This window comes from Pseudomonas sp. HN11 (genome assembly GCF_021390155.1).
Taxonomy (GTDB): Bacteria; Pseudomonadota; Gammaproteobacteria; order Pseudomonadales; family Pseudomonadaceae; genus Aquipseudomonas.
This window is the reverse complement of record NZ_CP089985.1, coordinates 1,962,253-1,979,574: the sequence shown is the minus strand read 5'-3', so window position 1 is coordinate 1,979,574 and position 17,322 is coordinate 1,962,253. Positions and strand designations below refer to the sequence as shown.

General features: G+C 57.9%; 15 protein-coding genes and 4 tRNA genes. 4 read left to right on the top strand and 15 right to left on the bottom strand.

Annotated features, from left to right (window positions below; all coding sequences use genetic code 11):
- Window positions 1-2 precede the first annotated feature (2 nt).
- The 5 genes from LVW35_RS09175 to LVW35_RS09155 all read right to left on the bottom strand — a co-directional run bounded on the left by LVW35_RS09175 (window position 3) and on the right by LVW35_RS09155 (window position 2,410).
- The gene (locus LVW35_RS09175; protein ID WP_233894948.1) at window positions 3-1,586 is read right to left on the bottom strand and encodes a BCCT family transporter; all 1,584 of its coding nucleotides are present in this window, start codon (window positions 1,584-1,586) and stop codon (window positions 3-5) included.
- A 304-nt stretch (window positions 1,587-1,890) separates the two neighbouring features.
- A tRNA-Asp gene (locus tag LVW35_RS09170) sits at window positions 1,891-1,967 on the bottom strand.
- Between the two features lie 19 nt (window positions 1,968-1,986).
- Window positions 1,987-2,062: transfer RNA gene (locus LVW35_RS09165), tRNA-Val, on the bottom strand.
- Between the two features lie 176 nt (window positions 2,063-2,238).
- A tRNA-Asp gene (locus LVW35_RS09160) sits at window positions 2,239-2,315 on the bottom strand.
- Window positions 2,316-2,334: 19 nt separating this feature from the next.
- Window positions 2,335-2,410 (bottom strand) — tRNA-Val (locus LVW35_RS09155).
- Between the two features lie 159 nt (window positions 2,411-2,569).
- On the opposite strand from LVW35_RS09155, the gene rdgC reads away from it, so the two are divergent.
- The 3 genes from rdgC (at window position 2,570) to sugE (ending at window position 4,974) form a co-directional block, all read left to right on the top strand.
- The gene (gene rdgC / locus LVW35_RS09150; RefSeq protein ID WP_233894946.1) at window positions 2,570-3,490 is read left to right on the top strand and encodes a recombination-associated protein RdgC; all 921 of its coding nucleotides are present in this window, start codon (window positions 2,570-2,572) and stop codon (window positions 3,488-3,490) included.
- 94 nt (window positions 3,491-3,584) lie between these two features.
- Window positions 3,585-4,550 carry a bile acid:sodium symporter family protein gene (locus LVW35_RS09145; protein WP_233894944.1) on the top strand — a complete coding sequence of 322 codons (966 nt, stop codon included), beginning with the start codon at window positions 3,585-3,587 and terminating at the stop codon, window positions 4,548-4,550.
- Between the two features lie 109 nt (window positions 4,551-4,659).
- A complete protein-coding gene (gene sugE / locus LVW35_RS09140; RefSeq protein WP_116666484.1) occupies window positions 4,660-4,974 on the top strand; it encodes a quaternary ammonium compound efflux SMR transporter SugE in 315 nt (104 codons plus the stop codon).
- Between the two features lie 88 nt (window positions 4,975-5,062).
- On the opposite strand, the gene LVW35_RS09135 is transcribed toward sugE, so the two are convergent.
- The 6 genes from LVW35_RS09135 to LVW35_RS09110 all read right to left on the bottom strand — a co-directional run bounded on the left by LVW35_RS09135 (window position 5,063) and on the right by LVW35_RS09110 (window position 13,328).
- On the bottom strand, window positions 5,063-6,541 hold the full coding sequence (locus LVW35_RS09135) for a type III secretion system effector protein (RefSeq protein ID WP_233896437.1): 1,479 nt from the start codon (window positions 6,539-6,541) through the stop codon (window positions 5,063-5,065).
- A 149-nt stretch (window positions 6,542-6,690) separates the two neighbouring features.
- Window positions 6,691-8,409, bottom strand: a complete 1,719-nt coding sequence (locus LVW35_RS09130; RefSeq protein WP_233894942.1) for a M91 family zinc metallopeptidase — start codon at window positions 8,407-8,409, stop codon at window positions 6,691-6,693.
- Window positions 8,410-8,580: 171 nt separating this feature from the next.
- A complete protein-coding gene (locus tag LVW35_RS09125) occupies window positions 8,581-10,455 on the bottom strand; it encodes an MFS transporter (RefSeq protein ID WP_233894940.1) in 1,875 nt (624 codons plus the stop codon).
- A 66-nt stretch (window positions 10,456-10,521) separates the two neighbouring features.
- Window positions 10,522-11,670 carry a TDT family transporter gene (locus LVW35_RS09120; RefSeq protein ID WP_233894938.1) on the bottom strand — a complete coding sequence of 383 codons (1,149 nt, stop codon included), beginning with the start codon at window positions 11,668-11,670 and terminating at the stop codon, window positions 10,522-10,524.
- A 107-nt stretch (window positions 11,671-11,777) separates the two neighbouring features.
- Window positions 11,778-12,089 (bottom strand): cupin domain-containing protein, encoded by a 312-nt coding sequence (locus LVW35_RS09115; protein ID WP_233894936.1) that lies wholly within the window; start codon window positions 12,087-12,089, stop codon window positions 11,778-11,780.
- Window positions 12,090-12,134: 45 nt separating this feature from the next.
- The gene (locus LVW35_RS09110) at window positions 12,135-13,328 is read right to left on the bottom strand and encodes an MFS transporter (protein WP_233894935.1); all 1,194 of its coding nucleotides are present in this window, start codon (window positions 13,326-13,328) and stop codon (window positions 12,135-12,137) included.
- 91 nt (window positions 13,329-13,419) lie between these two features.
- Here LVW35_RS09110 and LVW35_RS09105 point away from each other — a divergent pair, with 91 nt between their 5' ends.
- Window positions 13,420-13,965 carry a TetR/AcrR family transcriptional regulator gene (locus tag LVW35_RS09105; RefSeq protein ID WP_233894934.1) on the top strand — a complete coding sequence of 182 codons (546 nt, stop codon included), beginning with the start codon at window positions 13,420-13,422 and terminating at the stop codon, window positions 13,963-13,965.
- A 133-nt stretch (window positions 13,966-14,098) separates the two neighbouring features.
- Here the strand turns inward: LVW35_RS09105 and LVW35_RS09100 are convergent, their stop codons facing one another.
- From LVW35_RS09100 to LVW35_RS09085, 4 genes are all read right to left on the bottom strand, one after another.
- Window positions 14,099-14,878, bottom strand: coding sequence for an ABC transporter permease (locus LVW35_RS09100; protein ID WP_010211648.1), 780 nt, complete (start codon window positions 14,876-14,878; stop codon window positions 14,099-14,101).
- A complete protein-coding gene (locus LVW35_RS09095; protein ID WP_010211649.1) occupies window positions 14,875-15,807 on the bottom strand; it encodes an ABC transporter ATP-binding protein in 933 nt (310 codons plus the stop codon). Before LVW35_RS09095 ends, LVW35_RS09100 begins: the two co-directional genes overlap by 4 nt.
- A 134-nt stretch (window positions 15,808-15,941) precedes the next feature.
- Window positions 15,942-16,559 carry a glutathione S-transferase family protein gene (locus tag LVW35_RS09090; RefSeq protein ID WP_233894933.1) on the bottom strand — a complete coding sequence of 206 codons (618 nt, stop codon included), beginning with the start codon at window positions 16,557-16,559 and terminating at the stop codon, window positions 15,942-15,944.
- A gap of 57 nt (window positions 16,560-16,616) precedes the next feature.
- Window positions 16,617-17,276 carry a transglutaminase-like domain-containing protein gene (locus LVW35_RS09085; RefSeq protein ID WP_233894932.1) on the bottom strand — a complete coding sequence of 220 codons (660 nt, stop codon included), beginning with the start codon at window positions 17,274-17,276 and terminating at the stop codon, window positions 16,617-16,619.
- Between the last annotated feature and the right edge of the window lie 46 nt (window positions 17,277-17,322).

Below are 17,322 nucleotides of genomic sequence, written 5' to 3'. Positions count from 1 at the left end.
GATCAGCGGGCAAAATCCGGCACCGGGCTGGCGCCGCGCAGTTCCGTCTCGGGGGTCCGCCGAAGGCGTTTCACATCCAGCAAGGCAGGGTTTTTCAACCAGAAGATCAATGAAGTACTGGCCAGCAACACCAGAATCATTCCCGGCAATCCGCCGAGGTTGGAGAGCATCTTCACCCCGTCGACGCCGACAAACGCGACCATCACCCACGACACTGAACCGATGATCAAGCCCCAGACAATCTTCAGCAGCGGGTTACCGTCCAGGTCGGAATCGGCGGTTACATCTTTGCTGCATAGGTTGGCGATCACATCGGTGCTGGAGTCCGCAGCGGTAACAAAGGAGATGAATGCCACGAACAGCAGGAACGCGATCATCAGGCCGCTCGCCGGCAGTTGCTGGAACATCTGGTACAGCACGTGCTCCACGCCTTGCTCATTCAGCACACGGTTGAGGCTGCCGTCGCCCAGCGCATCGAAGTACAGGCTGGTGCCGGAGAAGATGCAGATCCACACCGCCGTGAACAGCGCCGGGTAGAGCATGTTGATATGAATGAATTCACGCACGGTGTAGCCACGGCCGATCTTGCCGAGAAACAGTGCACTGACCGGTGCCCAGGCAAACCAAACCGACCAGTAGAACACCGTCCAACTGTGGGGCCAGGTGTCGCCACTGGCAGCGCCGGTAAAGAGGCTACGGCTGAAGAAGGTGTCGAGGTACACGCCGAGTGACTCGACGCCGAGGCTGAACATGTACAGGGTCGGTCCGCACAGCAGCACGAACAGCCCCAGGGCCAACATGATCCAAGTGTTGAACGAGGACAGCATCACAATGCCTTTCTGCAAACCACTGGCGGCCGAGGCAACAAAGGTGATGACGATGATCGCAATGATGATGGCCAGACGGAACGGCGTGGTTTCACCGCCAATGTATTGGGCAAGGCCACCGGCCAACGTCAGTGCGCCAGTCCCCAGCGACGAGGCCATGCCAGCCACCAGGGCGAACATCGCCAGGGTATCGATCAACCCGGCGTAACGCTTGACCCGCGCTGCGCCCAGCAACGGCTCGAGCATAGCGCCAATAGAGAAATTGCTGCGGCGGTTGTAGAACACCAGCGCAAACACCAACGAAGGCACCAGGTAGATGGCGTAGGGAGTGATGGTCCAGTGCAGGAACATCGTCGACATGGCAAAGCTCTTCGCCGCCGAGCTGCCCGCTTCGATCGGCAGGCTGGTGGGCGGGCCGTACAGGTGGTAGAGCGGTTCGGCGGTGGTCCAGAACAGCACGCCCACCGCCAGCGTGGTACACAGCGCCACCATGAACCAGCGCCATTTGCTCAACAACGGCTGAGCGTCTTCACCGCCGATGCGCACCTTGCCCAGCGCGGAGAAGTAGACGACAGCGGTCAACACCACCATGGCAAACGAGCCGGCGCTGAACAGCCATGAGAAATTTTTCAGGATCAGGTTATTGAGCTGCTTGCTGACCGCAAGGAATGCATTCAGGTCAATGTAGCTGGCGATCACAGCCGACAGCAGGATCAGGAAAGTTGGCCAGAAGACCAACGGACGCAGTGGATATTTCATGTAGAGCCATTCCCCTTGCAGACCATTTTTATGTTGGAGAGCGAGCCCCGCAGCATCCTGCTGCCGGTCACTCGCCTTGAAGTCTTTGCGTGGCTATAGATAAACGTTTAAGCGGCCGACGGCGCAATCAACCAATGAGCATAGGGGTATTCCGCCACGTCATGACGCACCAGCACAGTTCAGGGCGAACATGCAGTGCACACTGGCAGCGCGTGTTAAGGATAAATCGCAGACGAAAAAAAGCCCGCTCAATGAGCGGGCTTCCTAGGGGGACCTGGCGTTCAGTGTTCCAGGTGACCGAATATGGCGCAGCGGACGGGACTCGAACCCGCGACCCCCGGCGTGACAGGCCGGTATTCTAACCGACTGAACTACCGCTGCGCGTAACACTTGAAGCGAATGGTGGGTGATGACGGGATCGAACCGCCGACATTCTGCTTGTAAGGCAGACGCTCTCCCAGCTGAGCTAATCACCCTTCGTTTCGGTGTGGGCGCATCATACACCAAAAAATCGTAATGTCTTGATTTAAATGAAATTTATTTAAAAAAAGTTTAAACCGCGATTTTTTAACATATTCCAGACAAAGAAAAGCCCGCGATTAAGCGGGCTTTCTGTGGTCGCCTGGCGTTCAGTGTTCCAGGTGACCGAATATGGCGCAGCGGACGGGACTCGAACCCGCGACCCCCGGCGTGACAGGCCGGTATTCTAACCGACTGAACTACCGCTGCGCGTAACACATGAAACGAATGGTGGGTGATGACGGGATCGAACCGCCGACATTCTGCTTGTAAGGCAGACGCTCTCCCAGCTGAGCTAATCACCCTTCGTTTCGGTGTGGCGCGCATTCTACGGAGCGACCTTAAGTCTGGCAAGCACTTTCTTAAATCTTTTTTTTGATAGCTTCCAATGGCTTAGGCAGGGTTGGCCTGAGACGTTATCAAGAGAATAATGCCCCCCTTTGTATAAAGGAGAGACTCACCCCATGTGGTTCAAGAACCTGCTTATCTATCGCCTGACCCAAGATCTGCCTGTTGATGCCGAGGCGTTGGAAGCGGCCATGGCCACCAAACTGGCGCGCCCTTGCGCAAGCCAGGAATTGACCACTTACGGTTTCGTCGCACCTTTTGGTAAAGGTGAAGACGCTCCCCTGGTTCACGTCAGCGGTGACTTCCTGCTGATCGCCGCGCGCAAGGAAGAACGCATCCTGCCGGGTAGCGTGGTGCGTGACGCACTTAAAGAGAAAGTCGAAGAGATCGAAGCCGAGCAGATGCGCAAGGTCTATAAGAAGGAGCGCGACCAGATCAAGGATGAAATCATCCAGGCCTTCCTGCCCCGCGCCTTTATCCGTCGCTCGTCGACCTTCGCTGCCATCGCGCCGAAACAGGGCCTGATCCTGGTCAACTCGGCCAGCCCCAAGCGCGCCGAAGACTTGCTGTCGACCCTGCGTGAAGTGATTGGCACCCTGCCGGTACGTCCGCTGACGGTGAAGACTGCACCGACGGCGATCATGACCGACTGGGTCACCACCCAGAAGCCCGCCGCTGACTTCTTCGTGCTCGACGAATGCGAGCTGCGCGACACCCACGAAGACGGCGGCATCGTGCGCTGCAAACGCCAGGACCTGACCGGCGAAGAAATCCAGCTGCACCTGACCACCGGCAAAGTCGTGACCCAGCTGTCCCTGGCGTGGCAGGACAAATTGTCCTTCATGCTCGACGACAAAATGACCGTCAAGCGCCTGAAGTTCGAAGACCTGCTGCAAGACCAGGCGGAACAGGACGGCGGTGAAGAGGCCCTAGGCCAACTGGATGCGAGCTTTACCCTGATGATGCTGACGTTTGGCGACTTTATCCCCGCGTTGGTTGAAGCACTGGGCGGTGAAGAGACCCCGCAGGGTATCTAAACCGTGTGAAGATCAAAAATGTGGGAGCGGGCTTGCTCGCTCCCACATTTGGACCGCGCTTACACTTCAAAATCTAACAGTTAGGGCCATCCCCATGCGCGCACTCGCCGCCTTGAGCCGCTTCGTCGGCAATACCTTCGCCTACTGGGTGCTGATCTTCGCGGTGCTTGCGTTCCTTGAACCTGGCTGGTTCATCGGCCTGAAAAGCGCCATCGTCCCGTTGCTGGGTCTGGTGATGTTCGGCATGGGGTTGACCCTCAAGATTGATGACTTCGCCGAAGTCGCCCGCCATCCGTGGCGCGTGGCCCTGGGCGTGGTCGCGCACTTTGTGATCATGCCGGGCGTGGCCTGGTTGCTGTGCCAGGCCTTCCACCTGCCACCGGAAATCGCCGTCGGCGTGATCCTGGTCGGTTGCTGCCCAAGCGGCACCTCGTCCAACGTGATGACCTGGCTGGCACGGGGCGATTTGGCGTTGTCGGTGGCCATCGCCGCCGTCACCACCCTCCTCGCTCCGCTGCTTACGCCGGCGTTGATCTGGCTGCTGGCTTCGGCCTGGCTGCCGGTGTCGTTCATGGAGCTGTTCTGGTCGATCCTGCAAGTGGTGCTGTTGCCGATTGTGCTCGGCGTACTGGCGCAACGTGTGCTCGGTGAGCGGGTTCGTCATGTGGTGGATGTGTTGCCGCTGGTGTCGGTGGTGAGCATCGTGATCATCGTCGCGGCGGTGGTGGCGGCGAGTCAGGCGAAAATCGCCGAGTCGGGCTTGTTGATCATGGCGGTGGTGATGCTGCACAACAGCTTCGGTTACCTGCTGGGTTACTTCACCGGCCGCGTGTTCAAGTTGCCGTTGGCACAACGCAAGTCGCTGGCCCTCGAAGTGGGCATGCAGAACTCCGGGCTGGGTGCCGCCTTGGCCAGTGCTCACTTTTCGCCATTGGCGGCGGTGCCGAGTGCGCTGTTCAGCGTGTGGCACAATATTTCCGGAGCATTGCTGTCGACCTACTTCCGTCGCATGAGCGAAAAGGAAGATCGCCGGGTAATGGAAAATACGCCGCAATCTTGATCCCCCGATCACTTTTCGGCACTCTACCAACAAGCTTCGCGGGGACGACCCCGCGACGCTCTCAAGCGCCTAATCCGGGGACGACCCCACCTAGCATTAGGAGGTCATCATGTCCTGGATCATTCTGTTTTTTGCGGGTTTGTTTGAAGTCGGCTGGGCCGTCGGCCTGAAGTACACCGACGGTTTCAGCAAGCCGCTGCCCACTGCCCTGACGATTGCCGCCATGGCCGTAAGCCTTGGCCTGCTGGGGCTGGCGATGAAGGAACTGCCCCTGGGCACGGCCTACGCTATCTGGACCGGCGTGGGGGCCGTGGGCACCGTGATTGCCGGGATCATCCTGTTTGGGGAGTCCATGGCATTGTTCCGGTTGGCCAGTGTGGCGTTGATCATCTGCGGGTTGATCGGGCTCAAGGTCAGCACCTAGCGCCCGACCCAGCGGCGCGGGGAAGGTCAATTGAAATGCAACCGACCTTCCCGGCGAGCATCGGTATCAACTCGATGTCGTACCTCTTTCAGCGCTTGTCCAAGTCGAAATACCGCGTACGAAGCGGCTTGCCCATCTCTTTGTACAACGCGTTTTCGTTGAACGGCGAAGGGTTGGTGCTGGTCGGCGGGGTAGTCGGGTCACCGTCGAAATCATAAGGCTCGCCATCGGTGGGCAGGCCGACTGCCTGGCGCTCAGAATTATCTTCGTAGTGGGGGCGGTCAGGATCGCTGGGGTGCGGACCAACGTAGGTCTCGCCTGGAATAGACGTACCGTTGGCCCCGTTGTAGGCATGCGCCATCTCATGGAACAGCGAGTTGATCGGTGGTCGCTTGTAGTCCTCTTGGGTAAAGGCGCGATCGTAAGTCAACACCGAGTTTTCAGCCGGCAGCCCAGGCTTTTTATTCGTCAGATAGCCATGGGCAGCGTCCTGACGATCGCGAGATTCAGGGCTCTCAAATGCCAATTCCGGGCGCCGGTACTGATAAAAATCACCTTTGTCGCCTTCTACGATTGTGACCGGCGCGGCGGCCTTATCCATTTGCTCCAACATCTGCTGCCCAACCGGGGAGCCTCTGAGCATTTCCAACTCGGCTTCGACACGCGCCTTGAACTGCGGCGTACCTTCAATGACAAACCCCTTGCGCCCCGCATCACTGGGCTTTACCTCAACATACTTGGATTTTTCGGTACGGGTTATGTGATCTTCCTTTTTCCCATACGTGATATCCACATCGTTTTTGGAGGTAACGGTAGCCTGGCTCTTGCCTGTGTAAAACACATTCTGCCCACTCCCCCCCTCCAAGACACTCTCCCCACGCAAGGCAACCATCGTGTTATGGCCGCTCCCCCCGCGAAACCGGTTTCGGTCACCCGCCCCTAGCATATAACTACCGCCATCGCCCGCCTGGAAATCATTGTTCCCTTGGCCTAATCCGTACATGACGCTGTAGCCGCTGCCGGCCTTGAATTGGTTATTGCCGCCATGATCTTCCACGTAACCGACGCCGGATCCCAGCTGGATATTATCATCGCCTGTGCCGGACAAGACTTGGGTGCTGCCACTCCCGGCACAGAAAGTATTATTACCATTCCCCAAATCGACACGTGTTTGAAGCTTGACGTTATGCGCGACAACAACTGTATCGGCACCTTCCTGGGTCTGGATCAGTATCTTCTTCCCTGGCCCGCCATCACTGGAGATCGGAATGTCATAGGTTTTGCCGTTGATGTTGACACTGACCCCTCCGTCGGCTGACCGCCTCACATCGACCTTGTCCGCACCGTCGCCGGTCTTGATAAAGAGCACTTCCTCCCGCGGCCGCTGTGACTTCGAGCCTCCACCTGTGACCTGAAGTTCAATTTCAACGCCTCCATCTTTGAAGGGCTGATTGGCGGAAATCTTGATGGGGCCCGCGTCATTTATTGGCGACGTTCCGGGTGCATTGGACGAAAGCACCAATGGTGTTGATGAGGACGCCTGAGGTTGGCGATTTGACACTGGCATATTCACCGGAGAAATCCTTAAAAATAGATAACTGCGATGACTATGTGGGAGCTGCAAGAATTTCGTTCCGCACGCTGAATGAAAAAGTACCGGAAGTGAGTACTAGTGGGAACTCTCCCACGACACGTAGCATGAGTTGCATTGATACGTTATTCGAAATACCTGAGCCGTAACGGTAAACCTAACTCCTCCAGCAGCGCGTTTTCGGTGAAGGGCCATGGGTTGTAGGGGGAGGCTGGATTCCTAGGTCCGTTGAAGTGATAAGGCGGATGGTTGGAAGGGAGTCCGACAGCTTGGCGCTCGAGATTGTTCTCGTGGGCAAACCTTGGATTAGAGTGACCGATATAAGTTCTCCCCGAGAAAAAGGTGCCTTCGCCACCGTTGGCCGCGTGAGCGAACTCATGATAAAGAACAACAACCGGAGGTCGCCCGGCTCCAGGAGTAATGAAATTACGCTGATGAGTCACCACAGGGTTTGTCGCTGGCGTACCCGCAACGCCGTCTCTTATATAACCATCTGCAAGACCTATACGGCGATTCTCATCATCGCGCGCATTTCTTACTCCAGGATCACTGTAATGATAGAAACTGCCATCGTATCCTTCGCGAAGGATAAGAGGGGCCTCAAGCGAATCGATTTTTGCAAGCATGCGTTGCCCTACCGGTGAGCTCCTATAAAACTCTAAAGTGTCTTCCATGGTTTGCTTGAATTCCTTGGACCCCTCGATTCTGATCGTACGGCCAACATTCTGAGGCACCGAGTGGTAAACCTTCGCGCCTGAACGCACACCGCTCAGGTCGTCAATCCCGTATTGCCCGTACACCGTATCGGTTGGGTTATATGTCTGGACGGTATCCCGCCCTCTCCCCGTGTAGATAACATTTCGCTCACCGCCGTAGATAAAATCATCGTCTGGCCCTCCATGCAGAGTATTGTTCCCCCTCCCACCAAAAATGAGGTCGTTGCCGTTCCCGCCATCCACATAGCTGACTTTCGTATCCGGGCCGCCGCCCGCACGCAACTCATCGCTACCGTTGCCCCCGTAAATCGTCGTATTGCCCATACCGCCCGTAATAAAGTCATTTCCATCATTACCCTCTGCGTAGCTGTCACCACTCCCCAAGTTAATAATGTCAGAGCCATCGCCCCCAAATACGCTCGTTCGGCCTGACCCGCCATAAAAGGTATCGTTACCCGCTCCGAGATCGACAATGGTTTCCTGGTTCCCCCCATAATCGATATTGACGGCATCCTTTCCATCGCCGGTCCTGATGATAACGCGCTGTTGATTAGCGGAATTTTCAATGAAAGGTATTTGGTACGGCTGTCCATTGATGTGCATCAGTAGTCCGCCACCGCGGTCCCTTTCAACACTGACATTATTGTCACCACCAGCAGTAGATATTTGCAGAACCTCATTACGCGCCTGAGGGTCCGAGGGGTCCTTGGCTGGGACAGAGGCAAAATCAATGCGAACATTGCTGTCCTGATATTGAGTGGCGGTTATGCGAATCGGCGGCGGCCCGCCAAAATATATTGAGTTTTGCTTGCCTCGGGCAGCGGCTCTAACCTGGTCTCGACTGGGGGCATTCTGGTTGTATGGTTCGTCCTGTGATGTATCAGATTGCCTTGCGTGCCTCTGATGCTCGTTATCGCCACCAAAGGTCACCGGCCCCGCACGGGTAGAACTGATCTCTACCCGGGAAGCATCATGGTGATTGCTATACATAAATGGCACATTGGCCGTGTTCGGGGCAGCGTTCGCACCCTGCGCTGCCGGATCAGCGGCCTGTCGATAGCCTGCGTCGTTTATTTCCTCTTCCCTGGAACGTGAAGCAGTCGATGGTGAAACCGGAGAAGTTTCCATCATTACCTCCAATCACGCATTTTGGATTACGAAGGTTATGTGGTGAGATTGATCGATTACGTTCCTGAACATCGAGTGAAAGCTTACCAACGCCTATGCGCAAGAGACTCATTGAGCTCCAGACCAGCGCACACTCGTTATCTCAGGTAAGCCCGCATTACCAGCAAAAAACTACCTGACACTCCCGCGCAATTCTCCAACCAATGCGTGCAAAGCATGCGGCGTCGCCGCCTCACTTTCCACCGACGGCCCCGCAACCAAGACCACTCGCGACCAGATCCGATGAAAGAAGCCCTTATGCGGATCGCGACTGAAGAAACTCCCCCACAACCCCTGCAACGCCATTGGGATCACCGGCACCGGTGTCTCTTCCAGAATGCGCGTCACCCCACCCCGGAATTCATTCATCTCGCCGTCGGCTGTCAGCTTGCCTTCCGGGAAGATGCACACCAACTCGCCATCCTTGAGGTACTGGGCAATGCGCGAGAACGCCTTTTCGTAGATCTGGATATCTTCATGGCGCCCGGCAATCGGAATAGCCCCGGCGGTGCGGAAGATAAAGCTCAGCACCGGCAAACGGTAGATCTTGTAGTACATGACAAAGCGAATCGGCCGACGCACCGCGCCGCCAATCAACAAGGCATCCACAAATGACACGTGATTACACACCAGCAACGCCGCGCCCTCATCCGGAATCGCCTCGAGATTTCGGTGCTCGACGCGGTACATGGAATGGCTGAGCAGCCAGATCATGAAACGCATGGTGAACTCGGGGACGATCTTGAAGATGTAGGTGTTGACCGCGATGTTGAACAGCGACACCACCAGGAACAATTCGGGGATCGACAACTTGGCCACGCTCAGCAGCAGGATCGACACGATGGCCGAGACCACCATGAACAATGCGTTGAGAATGTTGTTGGCCGCGATTACCCGCGCGCGCTCGTTCTCGGCGGTACGCGACTGGATCAATGCGTACAGCGGCACGATGTAAAAGCCACCAAATACGCCCAGACCAAGGATATCGAACAACACCCACCACGCCTGGCCGTAGCTGAGCACGGCGAGCCAGTCGTTGGCCTGCACGTTCTGCGGGAAGCCGCCGGAGTGCCACCACAGCAGCAGGCCAAACACCGTCAGGCCGAATGAACCGAACGGCACCAGGCCGATTTCTACCTTACGCCCGGAAAGTTTTTCGCAGAGCATCGAGCCGAGCGCGATGCCCACCGAGAACACGGTGAGGATCAGCGTCACCACGGTCTCGTCGCCGTACAACCACTCCTTGGCGTAGGCCGGGATCTGTGTCAGGTAGATCGCGCCGACAAACCAGAACCACGAGTTGCCGACGATGGAACGCGAAACGGCCGGCGTCTGCCCCAGGCCCAAACGCAAGGTGGCCCAGGATTCGCTGAAGATATTCCAGTTCAAACGCAACCCAGGGGTCGACGCAGCCGCCCGTGGAATGCTGCGGCTAGCCAGGTAACCCAGCACCGCCACGCCGACAATGGCCACTGACACCACCGGCGCGTAATGGGTGGTCGACATCATGATCCCGGCGCCAATGGTACCGGCCAGGATCGCCAGGAACGTGCCCATTTCCACCAGGCCGTTGCCACCGACCAGCTCATCGTCGTGCAAGGCCTGGGGCATGATCGAGTACTTCACCGGGCCGAACAGCGCCGAATGGGTGCCCATGGCAAACAGCGCCAGCAGCATCAATTCCAGGTGATTGAACAGGAAGCCGGTGGCGCCCACGGCCATGATCACGATCTCGCCGATCTTGATCGCGCGGATCAAAGCGTCCTTGTTGAATTTCTCGCCAAACTGCCCGGCCAGCGCCGAGAACAGGAAGAACGGCAGGATGAACAGCAAGGCGCAGAGGTTGACCCAGATGGAACGGTCACCGTCGATGGTGAGCTTGTAGAGAATCGCGAGGATCAACGACTGCTTGAAGATGTTGTCGTTAAACGCACCCAACAACTGGGTGATGAAAAACGGCAGGAAACGCCGTGTGCGCAGCAAAGTGAATTGCGAGGGGTGGCTCATCGTCCGTGTTCCTGCGTGGCCTGTTTTTTGTAAAAGCATTCAGGCCACGACTTTACCTAATCCGACTTACTTATTCGCTAGTCCTGCAATGCACGGTGAAACAAAAAGCTCACCTTTATAGGCGCCTTGCACGGTACGCTTGGCGACGACCAGCCACATCAGCGCCAGCGCCACCACCAGCACGCTGCCGAAAACCCTGAAGAAACCCAGGTGCCACAAGCTCGCCAGCTTCAACGTGGCCAAGGCATAGACACCCAGTGGAAAGGTGAACCCCCACCATCCGAGATTGAACGGAATACCGGCGCGCAGGTAACACAGGGTGATCAACACCGCGATCAACATCCACCACAGGCCGAATCCCCACAGGGTAATGCCCGCCACCAGACCGAGACCGTTGGCCATTTCGCCGACACCCGGCAAACCATTGGCCGCGAAGATCGTCGGCGCATCACCACCGAGCAATAACATGCCCAACGCACCGGTGCCGATCGGGCCCAGCGCCAGCCAGCTCGACGCGGCCATGTTGGCGTGAGGCAGTTTATGCAGGGCCATGCGCAACATCAGGATGGTCAGGATACTGAACGCCACCGGCAGGGAAAACGCCCACAGCACGTAGCTGGTCACCAGCATCACCAGTTGCGAATGAGCGTCCGCCAGGTGCGGCGCGAGCAGGCCACCGCTGGCGGCAGCGACTTCGGCCGCGACCACGGGCAGCAGCCAGACGGCGGTCATCTGGTCGATGCTGTGTTCCTGGCGGGTGAACATCATGAACGGGATCAGCACACCGCAGGCCATGGCCAGCGTTACATCCAGCCACCACAGCGCTTCAGCCACAGAGATCACGTCGCTGCCCCAACGCGGCAGGCCAAACAACAGCAGGCCGTTGAGAATCGTCGCGAGTCCCATGGGAATTGTGCCGAAGAACATCGACACCGTGGAGTGTCCGAAAATCCGCCGCGCTTCATGGAAAAACATCACCCAACGGGCTGTGTACAACACGCTGAACAGCACAAACAAGCCGATAGTGAACAACCACAGCGCTTCGGCAATCGCATGCATGCCTGGCAAATTGACCGGCAGTTGCGCCAGGGCCAGCGCCAGCACGCCAGTACCCATGGTGGCGGCAAACCAGTTGGGGGTGAACTGGCGGATCACTTCCCGTGGACGGGTCAAGTGACTAAAAGGTTTGTAGCTGATGGTATTCGAGCAGGTCATGATGGCAATCCTCTTCCTCGTATGAGGTTGAGACCATGGTAGAACCTGATCGAATATCTATATAACGGGTAATATCTCTATCTGTTATCTACTTTGCCAATATAGCGTCACACGCTGCCTTCGCTTTCGATCACCAGGATGCGCGAAGGGCCTTGGGGGTGAGCCACATGTTCGGTGCCGACGCTGGCGTAGAAGATATCGCCGACACCCAGCTCCGCCACCTGTTCGAAGCCATTATCGCGATAGTGCATCAGCACCCGGCCATCCAGCACCACGAACACCTCTTCACCGTCGTTGATGTGCCAGCGATACGGCTGGTCGGTCCAGTGCAGGCGTGTGGTGATACCGTTCATATTGGCGATATCCAACGCCTCCCAGGCACGGCTGCCGGTGAAGTCCTTGCTGCGGATGATCTTCATGCTCGCATCTCGATCAGGCGAATTCGGGGTATCGATTATTACCCATCAACCGCCCGTCGTCGCCCTTAAGCGTGCCGAATCCTGCAAGAGCAACGCAACCAGCGCGCCGAGGGCCAGCAGGATGAGGGTCGCGCCATAGCCGTCGGTGGTGGATATCAGGCCAAAGCTGCGAATGAGATTGCCCGCCAGCAATGAAGGCAAGCAGAACGCCAGGTAGCTCAGCACATAGAACGCTGACATCAGCCCCGCGCGCTCATGGGGCAAGGCCAGCGGTACCACACTGCGCAAGGCGCCGAGAAAGCCCGCGCCGAAGCCGCTGCCGGCGACCAGGGTGGCGATGAAAAACAGCGGTAGGCTGGCGCTGTGTACCGCCGTGAGAATCAGCGTCACACCGATTGCCAGCAACCCGGCGCCAAGCCGCAGCACCTTGTCGGCTGGGCGATTGCGCAGGGTAAAGATCATCAGCGCACCGCTTAAAGTCAACACAGCCACCAGGCCGCCACCGATCAGGTTGGAGGTAGAGCCGGTGGCTGCCCGCACCAGCGACGGCGCCAGGGACAGGTAAAATCCGCCCATCGCCCACACTGCCACATCCACCGGCAATGACAGCCACAACGCCCGGCGTGCCTGGGGTGGTACATGCAAAGTGGGACGCAGCGACGCCAGTGCGCCGGGAATACGGCCCACGGTCTCCGGCAAGCGCCATACGTAGAGGGCCTGCACCAACATCAGGGCCAGCAACGTCCAATAGATCAACTGGGTCGGCAATGGCGCGAACTCCACCAGCAAACTGCTGCCCATCGCCCCGCAGGCCATGCCCAGCAAAGGCGCCACGCTGTTGACCAGTGGGCCCTGTTGACGGTCGGTATCGAGCAATGCCGCGCCCAGCACAGCAGTAGCCATGCCGGTGGCAAACCCTTGCAAGGTCCGCGCGGCAATCAGCCAGGCCACGCTGCCTTCATTGATAAACAGCAGCATCGCCAGCATATCCAGGACCAATGCGGCAAAAATCACCGGCTTACGCCCCAGATGGTCCGACAGTGAACCGACGGTCAGCAACGCGGCCAGCAGGCTCAACGCGTAGACACCGAAGATCAGCGTGAGCATGCCCGCCGAAAAATGCAGGCCTTCCTGATAGAGGTGGTACAACGGCGTCGGCGCACTGGAAGCCGCGAGAAACGTCAGCAAGGTAATCGCGAGAAACACCAGACTGGAACGATGAGAAATGTGACTGGACATGGGCACGCTCCGCTAAAGCTAATATTTTGCTTTTGCAGAGTGTGCTACCGGAAAGCGCTTAAAGCAAATTCTTTGTGTTAAGGTTTTATGCATGGCGATTAAAGAAGGCCTTCGCCCGGGGGGCCGCAGTGCCCGGGTCCAAGAATCAGTGCATAACGCCGCGCGCGAATTGCTGGAAGCCCATGAGCGCTCCAGCGTCACCGTGCCGATGATTGCCGCGCGCGCGGGTGTCACGCCCTCTACCATCTACCGGCGCTGGGGCGACCTCGCCGCGCTGCTCGCCGATGTGGCGCTTGAGCGCCTGCGCCCGGACAGTGAGCCGGCCAACACGGGTAGCCTGCGTGGAGACTTGCGCGCCTGGGGCGAGCAGTACCTGGATGAGATGAGTTCTGACCTGGGCCGCAACATGATGCGCGATGTGCAATGCAGCCATCCCCGGGACTATTGCAGCCACATTCTGATGGGCCAGTTGCAGGTCATCCTCGACCGCTATCAGGGCACGGTCGCCAGGCTGCCAAACCTGGATCGCTTACTGAACCTGATCGCGGCGCCCACGGTGTATCGCAGCCTGTTTTCCAGCGCACCGTTGCCGGTTGAAGAGCTGCATGAACTGATTGATCTGGCGCTGAAAATCTAAAACCCTGTACAAAACCAACTGTGGGAGCGGGCTTGCTCGCGAATGCGGTGGTTCAGTCAATATTTCCGGTGACTGACACTCAGCATTCGCGAGCAAGCCCGCTCCCACATTTTTACAGCGTGCATCCAATGCGTTAGGTACGCATCCCGCGCCCGCTCACCAGCAACTTCGCGCAACCGATATACAGCACCACGGTCGCTACCAGCATGAAGGTGATCGCCACGCTGATCTTGATGTCCGACACGCCCAAAATGCCGTAGCGGAAGGCGTTGACCATATGCAAGACCGGATTGGCCAGCGAGACGGTCTGCCAGAACGGCGGCAGCAAGCTGATGGAGTAGAACACCCCGCCCAGGTAAGTCAGCGGCGTCAGCACGAAGGTCGGGATGATCGAAATATCATCGAAGTTGCGTGCAAAAACGGCGTTGATGAAACCCAGCAGCGAGAAGATCGTCGCCGTCAGTACCACCACCAGAATGGTGACCCCAAGGTGATGCACCTGCAGGTGCGTGAAGAACAGCGACAACAGGGTCACGATCACGCCCACCATCAAGCCTCGCAGCACACCGCCCAGGGTGTAGCCGATCAGGATGGTGTGGGGCGACACCGGCGACACCATCAATTCTTCGATGGAGCGCTGGAACTTGCTGCCGAAGAAACTGGAGACCACGTTGCCGTAGGAGTTGGTGATCACCGACATCATGATCAGGCCCGGCACGATGTACTCCATGTAGGTGAAGCCACCCATGTCGCCAATCTGCCGACCGATCAGGTTACCGAAGATCACAAAGTACAGGACCATGGTGATCGCCGGCGGCAGCAGGGTCTGCGGCCAGATCCGGGTAAAGCGCTTCACTTCGCGATAGACGATGGTTTGCAGCGCGACGAGGTTGGGTTGCAGTTCGGAACTCATACCGCCACCTTCGCCAGATTTTTCTCCACCAGGGACACGAACAACTCCTCAAGGCGATTGGTTTTGTTACGCAGGCTCAGCACTTCGATGTTCTGGGTCGCCAACTGCGTGAACAACGCGGTGATGCCCATGGCCTTGTCCACCTGCACTTCCAGGGTATGGCTGTCCACCAGGCGGCTCGGGTAGCCGAGCAGTTGCGGCGGCGCCGACAGGTTGTTTTTCAGGTCGAGCAAAAAGGTTTCCACATGCAACTGACCCAGCAGGTTACGCATGCTGGTGTTCTCGACGATGGTGCCGTGGTCGATGATGCCGATGTTGCGGCACAGCTGCTCAGCCTCTTCCAGGTAGTGGGTGGTGAGGATAATGGTGATGCCCTTCTCGTTCAGCTCGGTGAGAAAGGTCCACATCGAGCGACGCAGTTCGATGTCCACGCCGGCAGTGGGCTCGTCGAGGATCAACAGACGCGGCTCATGCACCAGTGCGCGGGCGATCATCAGGCGGCGTTTCATGCCGCCGGACAACGAACGGGAAGGCACGTCGCGCTTATCCCACAGGCCCAGTTGGGTCAGGTACTGCTCGGCGCGTTCCTTGGCGACTTTCGCCGGGATGCCGTAGTAGCCGGCCTGGGTCACGACGATGTCGAAGGTCTTTTCGAACTGGTTGAAGTTGAATTCCTGGGGCACCACACCGATGGAACGCTTGAGCGCCGCCGGGGATTTGTCCAGGTCATGGCCGAAGATATTCACCGTGCCGCTGGTCTTGTTGACCAGGGTCGAGAGAATGCCGATGGTGGTGGATTTGCCGGCGCCGTTAGGGCCGAGCAAGGCGAAGAAGTCACCTTCGGCAACGTCCAGATCGATACCACTCAGGGCCTGGAAACCGTTGCCGTAGGTTTTGGTTAGCTGCCGGATGGACAGAGCGGAACTCATATCGGAATACGCACCAAAGAAGGGAATAGAAATAGTAGATGAGGGCGCAGCCCAGGTAGTTCAACGGCGGCGCATGACAAGCATGGTGCTTGCCCGCGCCGCACAAGTACAGTCACCCGTATTAATAGTGGGTATTAAGTCAACGCAGTCATGACCGCTTTGCGGTAGGCAGGACGTTGTTGCAGGCGCGCGTACCAGGCCTCTAGGTTGAGCATTGCAGGCCGTTCGATGGGCATTTCGAACCAGGCGTAGATAAAGCTGCCCAGGGGGATATCGCCCATGCCGATCTCGTCGCCCGACAGATACGGCTGTGTGGCAAGCGCTTCATCAACGGTTTTGAGCACGTCGATACACGCCTGGCGACCGGCGTGGATGGTGTCCCAGTTCTGTTTTTCCGCCGGGGTGCGCAGCACGCCCCAGAACACAATCTTGAACGGTTCGGCGAAGGTGGAGGTGGTCCAGTCCATCCACTTTTCCGCGTTGGCGCGTGCCTTCAGGTCGGTCGGGTACCAGTTGGAGGCCTGCTTGGCGCAAAGGTAACGCACGATGGTGTTGGACTCCCACAGCACAAAGTCGCCGTCTTCGATCATCGGCACCCGACCGTTGGGATTCAACGCCCGGTATTGCGGCGTGTCGACCACACCAAAAGCCCCGCCCGCATCAATTGCTTCATAGTCCAGACCGAGTTCCTCGGCGCACCACAGTGCCTTCCTGACGTTTGATGAATTTTTACGACCCCAGATCTTCAGCATGACCGCGCCTTTATTGTTGATGAACATGGCTTGATGAAGGCAGCAGCATACGCCGGTTCACGTGCGGCTTGAATCACTCTGCATGTCGCCAAGTAACGGCGGCCTGTCCTCGGCAAACAGATGGGGGTAACACTGCTGGATATGGGCGAAGAAAAAGGCCTCGGGCACGTCAGGAAATTGCCCGTGGTCGACCACGTACTCCATCGACCGCTGGCCTTGGCGATTGAACGCGTGGAAGACGCTGTCGTGAAGGCCGTCAAAATCCAGGGGCGGCACATCGAACACCACGCACAGTTGCGAATTGAATGCGGGCGTGGCCTTGACCCAGCGATCGTTGAGGTAAAGCTCGGTATAGCCGTGCATGGCGAACACATCGCTTTTGAGCAGAGCGATCAGGCGCGGCGTCGAAAGATGATTGCGCACATCCGCCAGGCCGATGCGCGCCGGGATGCCGCAGTGGCGAGCGCAGGCGGCAAGCAAGGTGGCCTTGGGCACGCAATAGCTTTCGCCGGTGGCCAGGGCGAAGCTTGCGCTCAATGTGTCTGGGTCGCGGCTGAAGGTGTAGGGGTTGTAGCGAATCGCCTCACGCACGGCGTAGTAAAGGCTGACCGCTTGGTCACTAAAATCCCTACGGGTTCCACGGTGTTTTTCGGCGAACTCCACCACCGCAGGGTGGTCACTATCGATGAAGCGGCTGGGACTCAGGTAGATATCCATGAGCTTTATCTCCGAAGGAAGCCTGGAGTCTAACCACAGGCCTGCC